The 18,469-nt window shown below is 60.9% G+C and carries 18 protein-coding genes; 12 read left to right on the forward strand and 6 right to left on the reverse strand.

Annotation, left to right across the window (positions count from 1 at the left end):
- The first annotated feature begins 173 nt into the window (after positions 1 to 173).
- Complete coding sequence (gene msrA / locus RL_RS29830; RefSeq protein WP_041936855.1) at positions 174 to 878, forward strand: peptide-methionine (S)-S-oxide reductase MsrA; 705 nt, start codon at positions 174 to 176, stop codon at positions 876 to 878.
- Between the two features lie 66 nt (positions 879 to 944).
- Here msrA and RL_RS29835 read toward each other — a convergent pair whose 3' ends face one another.
- Positions 945 to 1,484: a L,D-transpeptidase family protein gene (locus tag RL_RS29835; RefSeq protein WP_041936949.1), complete on the reverse strand. Its 540-nt coding sequence runs from the start codon at positions 1,482 to 1,484 to the stop codon at positions 945 to 947.
- A 282-nt stretch (positions 1,485 to 1,766) separates the two neighbouring features.
- Between RL_RS29835 and RL_RS29840 the strand changes: the two genes are divergently transcribed.
- Entirely contained in the window at positions 1,767 to 2,207 is a 441-nt protein-coding gene (locus tag RL_RS29840) for a response regulator (protein ID WP_026265589.1), read from the forward strand.
- A 14-nt stretch (positions 2,208 to 2,221) separates the two neighbouring features.
- On the opposite strand, the gene RL_RS29845 is transcribed toward RL_RS29840, so the two are convergent.
- Entirely contained in the window at positions 2,222 to 2,962 is a 741-nt protein-coding gene (locus tag RL_RS29845) for a TetR/AcrR family transcriptional regulator (RefSeq protein ID WP_011654779.1), read from the reverse strand.
- A gap of 172 nt (positions 2,963 to 3,134) precedes the next feature.
- Here RL_RS29845 and RL_RS29850 point away from each other — a divergent pair, with 172 nt between their 5' ends.
- The 10 genes from RL_RS29850 to RL_RS29895 all read left to right on the forward strand — a co-directional run bounded on the left by RL_RS29850 (position 3,135) and on the right by RL_RS29895 (position 14,540).
- Positions 3,135 to 4,334 (forward strand): multidrug effflux MFS transporter, encoded by a 1,200-nt coding sequence (locus RL_RS29850; protein WP_011654780.1) that lies wholly within the window; start codon positions 3,135 to 3,137, stop codon positions 4,332 to 4,334.
- Positions 4,335 to 4,469: 135 nt separating this feature from the next.
- Entirely contained in the window at positions 4,470 to 5,762 is a 1,293-nt protein-coding gene (locus RL_RS29855; protein WP_011654781.1) for an MFS transporter, read from the forward strand.
- Positions 5,763 to 6,189: 427 nt separating this feature from the next.
- Complete coding sequence (locus RL_RS29860; RefSeq protein WP_011654782.1) at positions 6,190 to 7,224, forward strand: ABC transporter substrate-binding protein; 1,035 nt, start codon at positions 6,190 to 6,192, stop codon at positions 7,222 to 7,224.
- Between the two features lie 6 nt (positions 7,225 to 7,230).
- Positions 7,231 to 8,043, forward strand: a complete 813-nt coding sequence (locus RL_RS29865) for an ABC transporter ATP-binding protein (protein ID WP_011654783.1) — start codon at positions 7,231 to 7,233, stop codon at positions 8,041 to 8,043.
- Positions 8,040 to 8,876 carry an ABC transporter permease gene (locus RL_RS29870; RefSeq protein WP_041936856.1) on the forward strand — a complete coding sequence of 279 codons (837 nt, stop codon included), beginning with the start codon at positions 8,040 to 8,042 and terminating at the stop codon, positions 8,874 to 8,876. The genes RL_RS29865 and RL_RS29870 overlap by 4 nt, the downstream gene beginning before the upstream one ends.
- A gap of 26 nt (positions 8,877 to 8,902) precedes the next feature.
- Entirely contained in the window at positions 8,903 to 10,261 is a 1,359-nt protein-coding gene (locus RL_RS29875) for an FAD-dependent oxidoreductase (RefSeq protein WP_003548335.1), read from the forward strand.
- Positions 10,258 to 11,415 (forward strand): CaiB/BaiF CoA transferase family protein, encoded by a 1,158-nt coding sequence (locus RL_RS29880; protein ID WP_003548337.1) that lies wholly within the window; start codon positions 10,258 to 10,260, stop codon positions 11,413 to 11,415. The genes RL_RS29875 and RL_RS29880 overlap by 4 nt, the downstream gene beginning before the upstream one ends.
- Entirely contained in the window at positions 11,412 to 12,188 is a 777-nt protein-coding gene (locus RL_RS29885) for an enoyl-CoA hydratase-related protein (RefSeq protein ID WP_003548339.1), read from the forward strand. The genes RL_RS29880 and RL_RS29885 overlap by 4 nt, the downstream gene beginning before the upstream one ends.
- A 35-nt stretch (positions 12,189 to 12,223) precedes the next feature.
- Positions 12,224 to 13,147: a LysR family transcriptional regulator gene (locus RL_RS29890; protein ID WP_003548341.1), complete on the forward strand. Its 924-nt coding sequence runs from the start codon at positions 12,224 to 12,226 to the stop codon at positions 13,145 to 13,147.
- A 4-nt stretch (positions 13,148 to 13,151) separates the two neighbouring features.
- Positions 13,152 to 14,540, forward strand: a complete 1,389-nt coding sequence (locus tag RL_RS29895; RefSeq protein WP_011654786.1) for an amidohydrolase family protein — start codon at positions 13,152 to 13,154, stop codon at positions 14,538 to 14,540.
- Positions 14,541 to 14,657: 117 nt separating this feature from the next.
- Here the strand turns inward: RL_RS29895 and RL_RS29900 are convergent, their stop codons facing one another.
- The 4 genes from RL_RS29900 to RL_RS29915 form a co-directional block, all read right to left on the reverse strand.
- Positions 14,658 to 15,548: a dihydrodipicolinate synthase family protein gene (locus tag RL_RS29900; protein ID WP_041936950.1), complete on the reverse strand. Its 891-nt coding sequence runs from the start codon at positions 15,546 to 15,548 to the stop codon at positions 14,658 to 14,660.
- A gap of 35 nt (positions 15,549 to 15,583) precedes the next feature.
- The gene (fdxA, locus tag RL_RS29905) at positions 15,584 to 15,910 is read right to left on the reverse strand and encodes a ferredoxin (RefSeq protein WP_011654788.1); all 327 of its coding nucleotides are present in this window, start codon (positions 15,908 to 15,910) and stop codon (positions 15,584 to 15,586) included.
- Between the two features lie 270 nt (positions 15,911 to 16,180).
- Positions 16,181 to 17,230 carry a LacI family DNA-binding transcriptional regulator gene (locus RL_RS29910; RefSeq protein WP_011654789.1) on the reverse strand — a complete coding sequence of 350 codons (1,050 nt, stop codon included), beginning with the start codon at positions 17,228 to 17,230 and terminating at the stop codon, positions 16,181 to 16,183.
- A 131-nt stretch (positions 17,231 to 17,361) separates the two neighbouring features.
- Positions 17,362 to 18,402, reverse strand: a complete 1,041-nt coding sequence (locus tag RL_RS29915; protein ID WP_041936857.1) for a LacI family DNA-binding transcriptional regulator — start codon at positions 18,400 to 18,402, stop codon at positions 17,362 to 17,364.
- Positions 18,403 to 18,469 lie beyond the last annotated feature (67 nt).

Below are 18,469 nucleotides of genomic sequence, written 5' to 3' on the forward strand. Positions count from 1 at the left end.
GACCGGCCGGCACTGTCCTCACTCCTCACGAGATTGTCAACTCAAGTTGAGCGCTGTTTCATCTTCACACAGGCGCTTTCGTCTGGCTGTCACATCGGCGTGAGTGACCACCTTGTGATTTGCGGCTTTTGCAAGGATGCGCAAGGATTTGGGCGATCGCAGGAGGTAGCGCCATGTCCCCGTCTTCCCACCGCAGGAGCCTTGTCGTGCTTCTTGCGTTCACTCTTCTCTCGCTCGGTACGGGTGCCGCAGGCGCGGCCGAAGATGCTGTCGTCATCCCGCCGCCAGCCGTCGATGAGGCGGCCGGCTCAGGCACCGAAACCGCCATTTTCGCCGGCGGCTGTTTCTGGGGTGTTCAGGGCGTCTTCCAGCACGTGAAGGGTGTCGAGAGCGCCGTCTCCGGTTATGCCGGCGGCGATGCCAAAACGGCTCAGTACGAAACCGTCAGCACCGGCTCGACAGGCCATGCCGAAGCCGTGCAGGTGAAGTTCGATCCGAAACAGATCACCTACGGCAAGTTGCTGCAGATCTTCTTCTCGGTGGCGCACAACCCGACACAGCTGAATTTCCAGGGTCCGGACCGGGGAACGCAGTACCGTTCGGCGCTGTTCGTTGCCGATCCCGAGCAGCGCAAGGTCGCCGAGAATTATATCAGCCAGCTCGACAAGGCGCATGTCTTCCCGCAGCCGATCGTCACCAAAGTGTCTGAAACCACGGGCTTCTATCCGGCCGAAGCCTATCATCAGGATTTCCTGACGCTCAATCCGACCTATCCCTATATCGTCTACAACGACCTGCCGAAAATCGAGAACCTGAAGTCGCTGTTTCCGGCCGACTACCGCGGCAAACCGGTCCTGGTGATGAAGGTCAAGGGCTGATCGATCTTGTCGGTCCTGGGATTATCGGCTCTGAACACAGGGATGCCATGCGTTCGTCGCAACAGTTCAAGGCATGATGTCTATGGGCGTGTGGTTGGGGACGCGAGCCCAAATATCGCGCATCTCCGAGTTGGTGACCGCAATACACCCATCCGTCCAATCCCACAGTTGATGGGCGTTTCCGAATAGGCCCCAGCCATTGGGAAGCCCGTGGATCATGATATTGCCGCCGGGAGGAAAGCCACCGGCGTCAGCGTTGCGCCGATCATCAGAGCCTGGATATGAAATGTGCAGGCTCAGATGCGCCATGGACTTGGGATTTCGCCAGTCTATTTCATAACGCCCTTCAGGTGTTTTCTCGTCCCCTTCTCGTTGCTTGGGACCCTCATCGGCAGCCTGCCCAAGAGAAATCCGGTATGTTGAGATGGGGGTATCCCCTTTGAGAAGGATCATGCGACGTTCGGCTTTATAAACGCGAATGAGGTCAGCCTGTTGCTCCAACGGCGCATCTGGAGGTGGTGAGCCTGCGCCGATCCTGGCCATCAATTTCGTGTAAGCGAACAAGCTGACGACGACGGCGGTTAAAATGACAAATTTGCTTCTCAACCTGATCCTCATCTTCAAGCTCACAGAATGGCTAATACCGCCTTATCGCGTCCCCATCCAGAAGGCGCGCAGTTGAGACTGAGCACGATCGGGTGCCGCCTTTTTTCTTCATGTTCTTTATTCTTAAGAATTTGTCAACGTTAACAATATCTTAAATACAAGAAACGGCGTTCCACCGCGGAACATATCGTCGACTTGCCCGTTACTGCCATGAGTTTCGCATCGGATAGACTGCCGGAGCGGATACCTCTTTCGAGTTATGCGTAACCAAGGGGACGTATCATGGCCACCAATGTCGTGCGGCGCTGGCAACGAGATGATCTCATGAAACAGAGAGTATTGATCGTCGAAGATGAATTCCTGATCGCCCTCGATCTCGAGGCGACGGTGGAAGGCATGGGGATGCAGGTTGCGGGCCTTGCGAATGATCGCGAACAGGCGCTGCGGCTGGCGCCGCTTGCCGATATTGCTTTTGTCGACGTCAATCTCGCCGACGGCCCGACCGGGCCTGAGATCGGCCGGCGGCTGGCGCAGGAACATGGCATTGCCGTCGTCTTCATGACCGGCAATCCCGAAGTGGTGGCTGACGGCGTCAAGGGCGCGGTCGGCGTGGTCCAGAAGCCGGTCATGCCTTCGGTTGTCGAACAGCTGGTGAAATATCTTGCCGCGCGCCGTGTCGGCATGTTCGCGGTCGTACCCTCACAAATGACGGTCTTTGCCTGATCGGAAGGGCCAGCTCAGCCTGAGATGGCCGCGAGTTGCGACGGATGGCCGGCCTGTTCCGCCTCCGGCCTGCCATAGGCCTTGAGAAAGGTACGGACCGCGTTGCGCGCCGCCTTTTCCAATTCTTCATCGGTGGGTGTGGCGCCGAGAAGGATCATCATCTGCAGGTCGGCATTGCCGAGTGCCACGAACTGCCGGGCCGCGACGTCGAAATCATCGATGACGAGCGCCCCCTTATGGGCAAGCCGCGCGAAAAGTGCTGACAGTGCGGTGATCAGCTTGCCCGGCCCCTGCTGGCGCCAGCTTTCGAAGAGGTGCGGATATCGCTCGCCCTCGGTCTGCACCAGCTTGCGCAGGAATTTTCCGTCGTGGTTGCAGATGCAGTTCTTGTTGAGGCGCACGGCGAAGGCCGTCAGCTCGTCCTCCAGATCGTCGGCGCGTTCAGGAAAGGTCGAAAGCACCGAGAACAGCATGGCGTTGGCTCGGTTCATGACGTCTTCGACGACGGCGACGAACAGCGTTTCCTTCTCGCGGTAGTGATTGTAGATCGTCTGGCGCGAGACGCAGGCGACGGCGGCGATCTCGTCGATACTGGCGCCGGCAAAACCCTGGCGGCAGAATACGTCGGCCGCGGAATCAAGGATCGACATGCGCTTGGCGCATTGTCCGCGCTGCGTATGCCCCGTCATCCGGGCTGCCGGTGTCATGCGATCTTTCATGAGAGCGAAGATAAGACGTCTTGACGTTTTAGACAATGGCGTCTAATTTTACACCTGTGTCCAAATTTATTGACACTCTTGGTTTCGCCGCAGGAGATATGAGCTCCCAACTTCGTCTTCGCGCGAACGATCATCATTCAACCCTGAGAGCAATGTGGCGGAGCGACGATCCGGTACCTCCGCCGTGCTTTTATGAAAGATCACCATTATGACGGCTCCCTTCTTTCGCATTGCCCTCATTCTCGGCCTTCTGTCGGCCATCGGGCCCTTTGCCATCGACATGTATCTGCCTGCGCTGCCGTCCATCGGCCAGGACCTGCATGCCGATAATAACGTCACCCAGCTTACCCTTCTGGCCTTCTTCATCTCCTTTGCGCTCGCCCAGCTGGTCTATGGTCCGCTGTCGGATATGTGGGGCCGCAAGCTGCCGCTCTATCTCGGCATCGGCCTCTTTTCCGTCGCCTCGATCGGCTGTGCGCTGGCGACCGATATCGAAACGCTGATCGCCTTCCGTTTCGTTCAAGGTATCGGCGGTGCCGCCGGCATGGTCATTCCGCGCGCCATCGTCCGCGACATGCATACCGGCGTGCAGGCCGCCCGCCTGATGTCGCTGCTGATGCTGGTCTTCTCCATCTCCCCGATCCTGGCGCCGCTGACGGGCAGCGCCGTCATCGAGTTCTACGGCTGGCGCGGCGTATTCTGGGCCGTGACGATCGCCGCCTTCATCGGCCTCGTCCTGCTCGCCACCCAGCTTGACGAAACCCGTTCGGCGGCCGAACGCAGCGGCAGCGGTCTAAAGAGCGCCATGGCGGCCTACCGCCTGCTGCTTGCCGACCGCAACTTCCTGACGCTGACCTTCATCGGCGGCCTCGGCATTTCCAGCTTCCTGGTCTATCTCGCCAACTCACCCTTCGTACTGATCCAGCATTACGGGCTGACGCCGACGCAATATAGTTTTGCCTTCTCGATCAATGCCGTGTCCTTCTTCGCGGTATCGCAGGCGACGGGCTGGCTTGGCGAGCGTTTCGGCCTCGTGCGCGTCATGCGGATTGCGGTCAGCGCTTTTGCCCTTGCCATGGTCGTCATGGCGGTGGTGATGGCCTCTGGCTTCAACCAGCTGCCTGTCCTGGCGACCTTCCTGTTTATCGGCTACGGCTTCCTCGGCCTCGTCATCCCGACGAGCGCGGTGCTCGCGCTCGAGGATCACGGCGAGATCGCCGGCACCGCCTCGTCGTTGATGGGCACGCTGCATTTCGTAATCGCCGCCGTCGCCATGGTCATATCGAGCGTCTTCTTCGACGGCACCGCCGTTCCGATGGCCGCCGGCATCGCACTCTGCGCCTTCGCAGCCTTCGTGCTGACCCAGGCAACGATCGGCCGCCGCGCCGCCGTCGCCGCCGCTGAATGACTAAAGACCGTACCCGGCTTCGGGTACGGTCACATCATCAGGGTTGCGGCTGCGCGAAAATGCCGCGCCCGATTGAATATCGGCTGGCCGCGCTATTTACCCGATCCCCAAGCATGGTAATACCGGAGAATACTTATGGTCGACGAGAAGCGGCTGATCTCGAAAATCACCTGGAAGCTGATGCCGTTTCTCGGCATCCTTTATCTCATCGCCTATATCGACCGGCAGAACGTCAGTTTCGCCAAGCTGCAGATGGTCGATGCTCTCGGAATGAGCGAATATGCCTATGGTCTCGGCGCATCGCTCTTCTTCATCGGCTATTTTCTCTTCGAGGTGCCGAGCAACCTCTTCCTCGACAGGCTCGGCGCGCGTGTCTGGTTCGCCCGCATCCTGGTCTCCTGGGGTATCGTCACCATCGCGCTCGCCTTCACGCAGAACGCGACGATGTTCTATATCCTGCGCTTTCTGCTCGGTGTTTGCGAAGCCGGCTTCTTTCCCGGCGTCCTCTATCTGTTGACGCTGTGGTTTCCCTCGACCTATCGCGGCAGGATGGTCGGGCTGTTCATGATCTTCAGCGCCATCGCCAATGCCGTCGGTGCGCCACTCGGCGGCGTGCTGCTCGATCTCGACGGTCTCTACGGCTTTGCCGGCTGGGAGTGGGTCTTCCTGGCGACAGGCGTTCCGGCTGTGATCGCCGGCATCGTCACCTTCTTCTATCTCCCCGGCCGGCCTGAAAATGCAAGCTTCCTGAATGATGACGAGAAGCAGTGGCTGGAACGAAGGCTCACTTCCGAAAATGCCGGCATGGGCGAGCATGCCGGAAACGGCTTCAAGGCGCTCATCGATCCGCGCGTGCTGCTGATGGCGCTCTGCTATATCGCCTTTCCGCTTTCGGCCTATGGGCTGAGCTATTGGCTGCCGACCATCGTCAAGGCTTTCGGCGTCAGCAACACGGTGAACGGTTTCCTCAACATCATCCCCTGGGTGCTGGTCGCGATCGCGCTCTATGTCGTTCCTGCCATGGCCGACAAGGCGCAATCGAAGACGCCCTACATCGTCATTCCGGCTTTCATCGGCGCCGCCTGCCTGCTGCTCTCGGCGCTGATCCCGAACCACACTCTGCAATTCGCCTTCCTCTGCGTCGCAGCCGCCGGGATCTTCGCGCCTCAGCCGGTGTTCTGGAGCCTGCCTTCCCGTTTCCTCAAGGGCGCGGGGGCTGCGGCGGGCCTTGCCGCCATCAATTCGGTCGGAAATCTCGGCGGTTTCGTCGCCCAGAACGTCGTGCCCTGGATCAAGGAAGCGAGCGGCAGCACGATCGCGCCGATGTTCTTCCTGGCCGCCTGCCTTGCTGCCGGAGCCCTGCTGGTCTTCGTCGTCACGCGTCAGCTGTCGCACAGGGAGCATTCGGCCGCTCCGAGCCGGGTTTAGGCACAATGTTTCCTTTATCGATACTCTCTTGCTCAATTGCCCAGATTTGTCAGTGGACTATTCAATGATTTCGTCCTGGAAGGCGTAAAACAATCCGCCAACATATGATCTCGTGGTTGCGCATCGCCGGCGTGAAACGAATGTTTCGATGCAACATCAATAGCTTGGCGTTTAATTATTGGATTCATTGGCACAACCCAGTACAACCGTGACGTCCGATACCTCCAATCCGAACGGCGTTCTCACCTTCGATCGGTAGTGTCCCCGCAGGTTCTATCCGGTAGTGTTGCCTTTTTGGCAATTCATATAGCGAATAATTGTTCTTTATTAGAACGCCAAAATTCCCCATCCTCCCCAGGCACTCGGCAAATGAGCTTCGGTACACGACGATTAAAGTCGGACCGGGGGAACAAATAGGGGAACTATTATGTCTCATTTCATGATGAACCGCCGTCGCTTCATATCCAATGTCGCAACGGTGGGCGGCCTGGCCGCAGCACAGACCCTGATCGGCGTGCGCGCGGGCCTGGCCCAGGACGTTGCCCAGGTGAAAATGCAGCTGGGCTGGCTGGCTTCCAACGGCGTAATCGGTGAAGTTGCTGCGCAGAAGAAGGGGTTCTTCGAGGAGCAGGGCGTCGCGCTGGAGATCGTTCCCGGCGGCCCGAATGTCGATGGCGTTGCCGGTGTCGCGGCGGGGCAATCGACGCTTGGCCAAATCTCGTCCAGCCCGTCGGTGATGCTGGCGCGCTCCGCCGGCATCCCCGTCAAAGCCTTCCTCGCCGGCTATCAGAAACATCCCTTCACCTATTTTTCGCTGAAGAAAGCGCCGATCCGCGAGCCGAAGGACATGATCGGCAAGACGATCGCCACGCAGCCGACGGCCTTTATCCTGCTTCGCGCCCTACTTGCCAAGAACGGCATCGCCGAGGATCAGGTGACGATGGTCAATATGGGATCGGACATGAACCAGCTTTTGACCGGTCAGGCCGACGCCGTCACCGGCTGGGTCACCAACACCAATGCCCTTTCGGTCCTGGGTGACGACCGCGTCGACATGATGCTCTGGGACGCCGGGCTGCAGCTCTATGCCAATGTGTACTACACCACCGACGAACAGCTCGACAAACATGCCGACGTGCTGGTGCGCTTCACCACGGCAGCCGCAAAGGGCTGGGGCTATGTCCGCGACCATCCGGAAGAGGCGGTCGACATGCTGATCGAGACCTATCCCAACCTTGATAAGGCAAGCGAACTAAAAGCCGTCGGCCCAATCGCGAAATTCTCCTTCGGCGACAGCACCAAGCAATTCGGCTGGGGTGCGATGAACAGGGAAAACTGGGCAGCTCAGATCAAGGCCTATGCCGACCTCAAGCAGTTCACCGGGACGGTTCCGACCATCGATGACGTTGCGAGCTTCGCCATACTCGATGCGACGGCCGATATCCGCAAGCAGGTCGGGTGAACGGCCATGACTGTCGCCGCCACCGTCAAACGGCCAGATCCGCTGCCAGCCGGATCGCCGCTCGCCGTATCCGTCGCCAATCTGGACATCCGTTTTGGCGATAAGGACAACGAGATCACCGCTCTTTCCAACGTGTCGGTGAATATTCCCGAGGGGGCGTTCGTGACGATGCTCGGCCCTTCAGGTTGTGGAAAATCGACCCTGCTTCGCTGTATCGCCGATCTCGTGCACATCAACGGCGGTTCGGTCTCGGTGCTCGGGCGCTCGCCGCGCGAGGCACGGGAGGGCCGCGATTTCGCGTTCGTGTTCCAGGACGCCACTTTGTTGCCTTGGCGTAGCGTCATCGACAATGTCCGCCTGCCGATCGAAGTCGGCAAACACGCTGCCGGCTCTTTTGCCGATCCGGCGGAACTGTTGGCGATGGTTGGCCTCAAGGGACGTGAGAACGCCCTGCCGCATGAGCTTTCCGGCGGTATGCGCCAGCGCGTCGCAATCGCGCGGGCGCTGGTCACGCGGCCGCGCATTCTGCTAATGGACGAGCCGTTCGGCGCGCTCGACGAAATCACCCGCGACAAGCTGAACGAGGAATTGCTGCGGCTCTGGCAGGAGACGGGCACGACGATCCTCTTTGTCACTCACTCCATCCCCGAAGCAGCCTTCCTTGGCCAGCATGTGCTGATGCTTCAGGCGCATCCCGGCCGTGTGAAGGAGTTCATGAAGGTCGACCTTCCCTATCCGCGTTCGCTCGCCATGAGAGACACGATGGAATTCATTCAGGTGACGGCGCATCTGCGCGCTCTGCTGGAGGAATGCCTATGAGCAACGTGGTCTCTTCCGAAGCGCGTTCCGCGCCCGCATCCACCCCGCGCAAGGTCGCGATCCTCGACGCCACCATAGGCACCCTGTCGAGAAATCTGCCGGCGATCCTGGCTGGACTCGGCCTCGTCGTGCTCTGGCAAGTGGTGATCTGGATCTTCAAGATCCCGACCTTCATGGCGCCGAGCCCGGCCGACGTCGTGCTCGCCTTTCGCGACAATGCCGCAACGCTGTGGCGGAATTTCCTGCCGACGCTGCTCGAAGCCACCCTCGGCTTTCTGTTCGGAAACCTCGTCGCCATCCTGCTGGCGGTCTGGTTCGTGCATAGCACGACGGCGGAAAAGGCATTTTACCCGATCGCCGTCTTCATCAAGGCGATCCCGATCATCGCACTTGCGCCGATCCTCGTGCTGATCTTCGGCAATGGACTGGCGCCAAAGATCATCATCGCCGGTCTGATCTGCTTCTTTCCGACGCTGGTCAACATGGTCCAGGGGCTGCGGGCGGCAAGTCCCGCCATGCTCGACCTGATGCGGGTTCTGTCCGCCACCAATTCGGAGATCCTCTGGAAAGTGCGGTTTCCGAGCTCGTTGCCCTTCCTGTTCGCCGCCTTGAAGATCGCCGCAACCAGCAGCGTCATGGGGGCGATCGTCGCAGAATGGATCGGTTCGAGTTTCGGTCTCGGCGCCCTGATCATCGAGGCCACCTATAATTTCCGCTCGCCGCTTCTCTACGCGACCGTTGTGATCGCAGCCCTTCTGGCGGTGGTCCTCTTCGCCCTGGTCTCGGTCGTCGAGGCGAAGGTCGTGCGCTGGAAGCCGGCCGGATCGCATTGAGCACGCGCAACCAGGAGAAAACGACAATGATTGAGACAATCCATCAGCCTGCGCGCGACATCAAAGTGGTCGATCGCTCCGACGTCGTCGTGGTCGGTGGCGGCCCAGCCGGGATCTCGGCGGCAGTGTCGGCGGCCCGCAACGGCGCGAGCGTGACCTTGCTGGAGCGCTATCCCTATGTCGGCGGCCTCGCCGCCGGCGGCATGGTGCTCGTGCTCGACGATATGATCAACGAACTCGAAATCACCGTGCGCGGCATCTGCATGGAAATGATCGAGCGCATGAAGCTCTGGGGTCTGTGCGTCACGCCGACCGACCGCGACCGTCTGATCGAATTCCGCGATACGCCGGAAGCCTGGCAGCGCTGGGCGCGCTGGGGACTGTTCGACTTTCACACGCCGTCCATGCCGCATCCGATATGCTTTTCCGCAGCCTTCGACCCCGACGCCTTCAAGCGTGCCTCCTACGACATTCTGGCTCTTGCTGGCGTCAAGCTCAGAACCCATAGCTGGTTCTCCTCCGCAATCGTCGAGGACAGGACGATCAAGGGTGTGATCTGCCAGACCAAGGCGGGCATGGAAGCAATCCTCGGTGATGTGGTCATCGATACCACGGGCGATCTTGATGTCGCCGCCAGTGCCGGTGCCTCGCATATCGAATCCAATTTTATCCTGACGACGGTTTCGCGTTGGGGCGGTATCGACACGGATGCGGCCGAGCGGTTCGAGCGTGAAGATCCGGAAGCCTTCAAGCTGGTGGATCACGAAGCCAAGCGTCTCATCGGCGGTTGCTGGTCTTTCTGGTGGCTGAAGACGCCACTGCCGGGCGTCGTCTGGCTCAACTGCCCGCATATGCCGAAGCTGAGCGGCCTCAAGGTCGAGGACTTGACGCGGGCAGAATTGGAAGGCCGCGCGCGTATCGCTCGACTGCTGGACTTCGCGCGAGAGAAAATGCCGGGCTTCGAAAGTGCCTATGTCGTCGATTTCGCGCCGCAGACCGGCGTGCGCCAGACACGGCAGTTGGAAGGCGACTATGTCGTGACGAAGGACGATGTCATGAGCCGGCGGCACTTCGCCGACACGGTCTGCCGTGGCCGCGACTACTACACGCCTTACCGGGCAATGCTGCCGAAGGAGATCGATCAGTTGATCGTCGCTGGCCGTCATTACTCGGCAACGCCGCAGGCGCAGAAATCCAGCCGCGAAATTCCGCCTTGCATGGCCATGGGTGAGGCAGCAGGCGTTGCCGCTGTCGTCGCACTCAATGCAGGCACGACCGTGCGCAAGGCCGACATCAAGGCAATTCAGAAACAGATGCGGGCGCAGGGGGCCGATCCCGGCGACGTACCATCCGAAAACGCTACCTATCTGGAGGCCGCAGAATGACCATTCTCCCCCTCGACGGCATTCGCGTCATCGATTTCACTCAAGTCATGCTCGGGCCCTCCTGCACGCAGGTGCTGGCCGATTATGGCGCCGAAGTCATCAAGATCGAAAAGGTCCGTATCGGTGATCTCTCCCGTTGGTCGCTCGGCTCCGATCCGGATGGCCTGAACAACCCGGTCTTCTGCTCGTTGAACCGCAACAAGAAGAGCCTGGCACTCGACCTGAAGCAGCCCGAGGCGCGCGAAACCGTGCTTACATTGCTCGAGACGGCCGACGTCGTCGTCAACAACTTCCGTCCCGGCGTCATGGAGCGAATGGGCTTCGGCTTCGAGGACCTGAAGAAGATCAACAAGAAACTGATTTATGCGGTTGGCACCGGCTTCGGCCTGACCGGCCCCTACCAGCACAAGGGTGGACAGGACGTGCTGGCGCAGGCCGTATCGGGCGTCATGCGCCGCAAGTCGGACAGCAGCCACCCGACTTCGATCTATGCCACGCCGCTTGCCGATTATTCCGCCGGCATGCATCTGGTTCAGGGCATCCTCCTGGCGCTCCTGCAGCGCGACAAGACCGGCGAAGGCCAGCAGGTCGCCGTCAGCCTTTATAACTCCATGCTCGCCATGCAGATGCAGGAAGGTACGACCCATCTGATGCGCCAGAAGGATCTCAATTGGGGCGCTTTCCCGCTGACAGGCGTGTTCGAAACCACTGACGGTGCCATCGTCATGGTCGGCGCGTTCAAGCAGAACCCGCTTCAGGACATCTGCAACGCGCTTGAGATCGAGGATCTGTCGCAGTACCCGCATTACAAGGATTTCGACGCGCAGATGGCGCGGCGGCCGGAGCTACAAACGATCTTCCACGACAATTTCGCGAAAAACACCACGGCCCATTGGCTGCAGCGCCTGGAGGACGTCGACATCCTCTGCGCGCCTGTCCGCTCCCTGCCGGAAGCGCTGAAGGACGAGCAGACGATCATCAACAAGATGATCCTGGAGGCCGGCGAGACGGCAGCCGGCCCGATCCGCCTCATCGGCTCGCCGATCGACATGTCGGCGGCTGAGGTCGCGGTGCGCATTTCGCCGCCGCAGCTCGGCCAGCACAATGACGAGATCCTCGGTTCTCTCGGCAGGCTGCAGGGAAATGCGGCATGAGTGTCGGGTTTTCCGTCGCAGATCGTGTCGCCCGCGTCACCCTGGACCGTCCCGAGCGCATGAATGCGGTGGATGCCGCGACGGAGCAGGAGCTGGAGACGATCTGGCGCGAGATCGAAGCGCGAGACGACATCAGCTGCGTCGTCCTGACCGGAGCCGGGGAAAGAGCCTTTTGCGCCGGCGCCGATCTGAAGGGCGGGAGCGGTAGCTCAGGCCTCGATTATTGGGCGGCGAGCCGGGTGAACGGCTTCGGCGGGCTGGCGTTTCGCCGGTCTCTCGATGTGCCTGTCATCGCCCGCGTCAACGGCTTTGCACTCGGTGGCGGCTTCGAGATGGTGCTCGGTTGCGACATCGTCATTGCCGCGCAAACGGCTCGTTTCGGCCTGCCGGAAGCCCGCGTTGGGCGCATGCCGCTGGATGGCGGCATGGTGCTCTTGCAACGAAAGATCGCCTTCAACCGGGCGATGGCCGTCATGCTGACCGGCCGGCAGTTCAGCGCCGCCGAGATGGCGGGGTTCGGGGTTGTCAACGAGGTGGTTCCGGCGATCGAGCTGGATGCGGCCGTCGATCGCTGGGTTGCCGATATCGTTGCCTGCGCGCCGCTGTCGCTGCGCGCGATCAAGCAGACTGTGAACCGGACCGGCCATCTGAGCCCCGCAGAGGCACAGGCCTTGCGGACGCCGGCGCTGGTCAAGGCGCTGCAAAGCGAGGATGCGCTGGAGGGCGTCGCCGCCTTCCAGCAGAAACGGGCGCCCGTTTGGCGGGGACGATGAGCATGGTATAGCTTCCGGCATATCGAGGGGCTCTCATGCACGCTAGTATCTTGAAATATTTCGCTGAAGTCGCGCGTTCAGGGTCGATCCGCAAGGCATCGGACGAACTGCATGTGGCGACCTCGGCCGTCAGCCGGCAGATCAAGAAGCTGGAGGACGAGCTTGGAGCACCGCTGTTTGAACGTTTCTCCGACGGCCTGCGATTGACGGCGGCCGGCGAGATCGTGCTGAAGCATGCCAAGGACACGCTGCTGAAATACGAGATCATGAAATCCGATCTCGGCGACCTTCAGGGCAAGTGCGCCGGCCGAGTCCATATTGCCTCCCTCGATAGTCTCGCCATCCAGTTCCTGCCGGAATTCGTCATGGGCTTCCACCGGCGGCATCCGGCGGTCGATTTTCGCATTCGCTACGACAATTACACCAGCATTTTTCATTTCCTGGCCGACGGTGACGCCGATATCGGCGTCACCTTCGATCTTGCCCGGCCGCATGACATCAAGCTGGTCTATGGCGTTCCGATGCCGCTGATGGCGATGGTATCGCGTAATCATCCACTGGCGCGGCAGAAATCCGTCACGCTGCAGGAATGCGCGCAGTTCAAGCTGCTGCTGCAGCTCGACAATGAGGTCATGAGCTCGATGATCGCCGTCGAGCTCGGTGCGCTCAACCGTGTCGGCCGTACGGTGGTGGCGACCAACAATCAGATGATGCTGAAGCCGCTGATCCTGTCTGGTGAGGGGGTCGCCTTCTTCACGCCGCTTGGCCTTCTCGAAGAGCTTGAGGCCGGAGAAGTCGTCGCTTTGCCGATTGCCGGTTCGCGATTGCACGATCTGCAGGTCGGCATCGTCGTGCCGCGTCATCGCCAGCTTACCCACGCAACCGAGGTGGTGATCGAGTCGATGAGCGTCGAGCTGAAGAAGTTCAGCGACAAAATCCAGACTGTGATCCAGAGGTAAGAAGATGACCCCATCAGCCCAGTTGCTGCTTCGCCCTGGCCATCAGCCTGCGGAACGTTTTGATGGCGCCGCACGGTTTCCCGTCGCGCGAAGCGTGCTTGCCGCGCTCGGCCCGGGCGATCTGGTGATGCCGTCACCCGTCAACGCCCATGACCACGGATATGGTATCCGTACGCTCGACTTCGGCGTCGTCGACGAAGCTCTTGAGGTCTGGATTCCGGGCATGCGCCTGCGACCGCGAACCGATGCCTATCTGGAAGCGTTGGTGGCGTTCGCGCGCCTGGCGCAAACCGGTGTGGGCGCGACGATGCATTGCCACAATTCGCTGAATATCAACCGGCTCGGTGATGAAGCCGCCGCCGTCATCCGTGCCGCGGGGGAAGTCGGCATTCGCCTGGGATTGTCCTGCCCGCTGCTCGATTTCGACCCTTGGGCCTATGGCGGCGGGCCGGAGAAGTTGAAGCCATTGCTGAGCGAGGACGACTGGCAGGCTCTGTCGCCGAGCATCCCGGCCTATGCGCCGGTCGCGGAACAGATCGCCGCCGTCGACGCGGTGGCGGCGGAAAATTCCAATCCGATGGTCGATGTTCAATACGGGCCGGTCGGTCCACAATGGTGTTCCAACGCCCTGCTTGAGGCGATCGCCGAAGCATCAGCGGCCAACGGCCGGCGCATCCACATGCATCTTCTGGAAAGCCCCCGGCAGCGACTATGGCTGGATCGCCGTTTTCCGCAGGGTGTCGTCCACTACCTCGATGAGATCGGTTTCCTGTCGCCGCGGCTGGCGGTTGCCCATGGCGTGCAGTTGCAGCCGGCGGAATGCGAGCTTCTGGCGGAAAGGGGTGTGCAACTCGTCAGCAATCCCTCGGCCAATCTGCGGCTGCGCTCCGGCGTTGCGCCGATTTCGCTCGTGGCAGAGAAAGGGCCGGCTCTTGCCATTGGCCTCGACGGGTCAGGCTTTGACGACGATCAGGATCTCTGGCGCGAAATGCGGCTTATCCACCTGCTGCATGGCGGACGCGAGCTCAATCGCCGGTTCACCGCCGACCGGATTTTCGATGCCGCCATTCACATTGGCGCCAAGGTGCTCAACGCACCGGCCGGCCAGGATTTCGTGGTGATCGATTATGATGCGCTGACGGCTGACAGCCTGTTTGACGATATCGATGAGGCCGAGGTGCTGTTGACCCGCATGACATCAGCCCAGGCCAAGGGGCTATTCCTCGGCGGGCGCGAAATCATGAGGGACGGTCGCTTGACCACCGTCGATTTTGATGCAGCGCGGCGGGAACTGCGCGAGCAGGCAAGGGCCGATTTGCCCCGCCTTCGGCGCGAACGGCAGCTTGCCGGGAGTCTGTCGGCTGCAATCCGCAGCTACTACTCGCGGTGGTGAGAAGGTCGGGTATCTAAAGGGCGTCGCGATCTTTCAGATTCGCTCCTCGCGCTTTAGGTCCTTGTTTTTACGCATATCGTTAGCGCAAAACCGCTGCACACTTTTGCGCGACATGCTTTAGCCTGCGCTCGTCAACTCGGCGGCGATCGTGTCCAGCGCGTCCAGGCTTGCCGCTTCAGCGATTTTCAGGTTCGGTGGCAATACATTGCCCCATACCGCATGGCCCCTCCGCTTGCCGACGAGATATTTGACCGCCGGAATGAGCGGGTGAGCGGCGATCGCCTGCCTGATGTTTCTGACCCTATCGAGGGTCGCCTGATCGCTCTGCTTCTTCCAAAGCCGTGCCGAGGATTGCGGGTCGATATTGACGGTTGCCGAAATACAGCCGGCGAAATTATCCTTTTCCGCCTCGGCAAGAGCTGCCTCGTTGCTCGGGAAGACGGCAAAGCCGGGAATTCGTGCGAGCCTACGGGCATAGTCCAGATTGCCTGAACTATCCTTTGCGCCGCGGATGCGCTCGGGAAACATTTGGATGAGTTTTGCTGCCAGGGCGGGTGAGAACTCGATCCCTGTCAACTGCGGGAAGTTGTAGAGATACAGGCTGATAGGCGTTTCGGCTGTCTCTCGAATGACTTCGGCGAACCAGGCAAAAAGCCCCTCATCCTGGACCGGCTTGTAGTAGTAAGGCGGCAGGAGGAGCGCGGCGGCATAACCCAGCTCGTAAGCCTGCCGTGTCAAGGCGATCGTCGTTTCAAGATCGGGCGTTCCGGTGCCCACCATCATCCTGCCGCCATCGAGGCCCTTTGCGGCGGCGGCCATGAGCGCGCTTCTTTGCAAGGAGGAGAGCGCGTTAGCCTCGCCCGTCGTTCCCAGCACATTGAGAAGATCGCATCCTTCCGCCAGGCACCAGCGGCCGTGCTCAAGGAAAGCATCCACATCGACGGTTCTGTTTTCGGTGAAGGGGGTAGGTACGGCCGCGACGACGCCACCGATCTTTGCTGCTGTCATGTCGATTCCGTTCTCGATCGAGAGGCCTGTCTTCATCAGGCTCTTTCATAGGCGGCGACGAGCGGGTGATCGCGATTGGTCGTATGGTTTTTGTCCCATCCGCCGGGCGAGCCCCAGTTGGTGACGTCGGGGCCGAAGAAGTCCTGATTGACGGCTTTGAACTGAACTCGGCTTTGTGGAATTTCCTCGTCCCATGAAATGGCATCGACCGGACAGACCGACAGGCACAGGCCGCAATTGATGCATTCGCCTGGGTGTATGTAGAACATCCGTCCGCCTTCGTAGATGCAGTCCACGGGACAGGCGACCGTGCAATCGCCATCCTTGACGTCGATACAGGGATCGGTAATGACATAGGCCATCCGGCGGTACCTCACTCTTCACTTGAGACGAATATGGCAAAGGACGGCGTTGCGAAAAAGCGCTGATTTTCGATGTTTTGATTGCCGAAAAGGCAACGCGACAGCCTTGCGACCAGAGGCACCGCACGCGCCGAAGCCGGAGTCGCCTTTGCAGCAAGCCGCAACTGGGGGTGATGGCTAAGTATCCGGCGTAGGTAGCAGGATGCGATACATCATTGCGATTGGTAAGTAGCGCCAGTGCTGATCATGCCTGACGGTTTTCCGACGATATCATGCTCTATTTTTTTGATTGAGCGTGAAAGCGTCGCTTTCGCCGGGAACGAGTTCCAGCGGCCAGATCCTGTTTCGGGCGCCTTGCGGATAGTGATCGGCATAGGCCGGCATGGTGGCGAGCAGGGTTTCGCCGAGCTGCGCGCCGAGATCGCGCAGCGACATGCGGAAGGAGGTCAGCGTCGGCTGCAGGAAATGCGTGCGCGGCTCCTCGCGGAAACCGACGACGGCGAGGTCGCGCCCTGGCACGATGCCGGCCTCGGCAAGCCGGCGGTAAAGCCCGATCGCCATCAGTTCGTGGATCAGGATGATCGCCGTCGGCCGCTCTTCGATCATCAGCAATTCGTGGCCGGCCTGATAGCCGCCCTGTTCGCTCGACTTGACCCGGATGACGAGAGCTGGGTCGAAGGCAATACCGTGCCGTTGCAGCGCCTGGCGGTAGGCGTCGACGAAGAGATAGCCAAGATTGATGTCGGAGGAGGGGGCAGCTACCGCGATCCGCCGGTGGCCTTTGGCGACCAGGCGGTCGACGCCGCGCGCCGCCACGCCCTCGAAATCGAGGTCCATCCAGGTGTAGCTGCCGCCCGACGCGCTGCGCCCGAGCGCCACGAAGGGGATGCGGGCCTTTTCCAGAAGCTCGATGCGCCTATCGGTTCGTCGTGTCGCCGAGAGGATCAGCGCGTCGACAAGCCGGCGCGCCACCATGCGCTTCAGATATTCATGCGGGTCCTCGTCATCGGGGCAGGGCAGCATGACGAGATCAAGCTTGTGACGGGAAAAGACGCTCTGCAGCCCGTCGGTGACGCCAAGGAAGAAGTCGTCGCTGTTTTCGATCGTCTCGCGGCTCACTTCGAGCATCAGCCCGATGACGTTGGTCATGCCCTGGCGAAGGCTGCGGCCGGATTGGTTGGCGACATAACCGAGCTCCTCGGCGGCGGCGAGCACGCGCCGGCGCGTTTCGTCGTTGACGTCGGGCTTGCCGTTCAGCGCACGGGACACCGTTCCGATCGAAATGTCGAGATGCTCGGCGAGCTGGCGGATTCCCTTCATCTGCGGCGATCTTCCTCCCCAATGCATGTCGTCCAAAACTGTGCAGCGGTTTTGGGATAACGACATGCGTCAAACAAAACCGTCAGCCCTTCTTGCCACAGGATGGAGCCTGCGAAAAGGCGGGGGAGAGGTCAGGGTCTGAAGCTCTGGCGGATGACGAGCTCGGGAATGACGCGTTCGTAACCTGGAGCCAAGCCCGGGTTTTCAAGCCGCCGCTCCATCAGCGCGACGGCGCGCTGCGCCATGGTTAGCGGATCCTGGCGGAAGGTGGTCAGCCGGTAGCTCAGCCAGGAGGATTCCGGCACGTCGTCGAAGCCGATGACGGCGACATCCTCGGGGATGCGCAGCCGCGTTTCCAGGCGCACGACATCCATCAGTCCGAAAGCGATCTGGTCGTTGGCGCAGAAAACAGCGTCGGGCTTTATTGTCTGCGAAAAGAGCGCGCGTGCGGCAGTGACGCCGCCGTCATAGTCGGAATCGCCGCCGCGTCCGACGACGACGGAGACACCGAGCGAACCGGCTGTCGACAGGAAGGCGCTTTCGCGCTCGATGATGGACGGCGTTCCGGTGTTGGAGCCGATGACCGCCAGCCGCCGTCTGCCGCTTTCGTAAAAGGCCGTCGCCGCCTTGCGGGAGGCCTCGGAGTTGCCGGCGCGCACATGGTCGGCGTCGGGTTCCGAACGGCCGATCACCACCAGCGGCTGGCCATTTCGCTGCGCGAGTTCGAAGAAACTCGCCGGTGGCGAGCCGGACAGGATGATGATCGCCTCGGCGCGGTGGCCGATCAGCATCTTCTGGGCAGCAAGCAGCTCGTCTTCCGTCTGGCCAGTGTTGATGAGAATCGGGATGCTGCCGCGTTTGATCAGGCATTTGGCAAGCGCTGCGGCCAGATGTGCGCGAAAACCCACTTCCGGCCGGGTCGCGACGATGCCGACCAGGCGGCTCTGATTGGCAAGCACGCCGCGCGCCAGGTCGTTGACATGGTAGCCGAGTTCTTGCGCCGCCTGCAGCACCTTTTCGCGCGTTGCAGGCGCCACGCTGGTGCCCGGCGTGAAGGTGCGCGAGACGGCGGAGCGCGAAACGCCCGCCAATTGCGCCACCTGCTCGGCGCTGACGAAGCGCATGCGTTCTTTCTTTGGCGTCTTGCTGCCGTTCACTGGACCATCATTCATCGGCTTTCAGCTATTGGTCGTTCCTAACAGCCGGATGACAGGCGGTCGAGGCAGTCAGAATTTTTTG

Origin of the sequence: Rhizobium johnstonii 3841 (assembly GCF_000009265.1) — a bacterium.
Lineage (GTDB): Bacteria > Pseudomonadota > Alphaproteobacteria > Rhizobiales > Rhizobiaceae > Rhizobium > Rhizobium acaciae.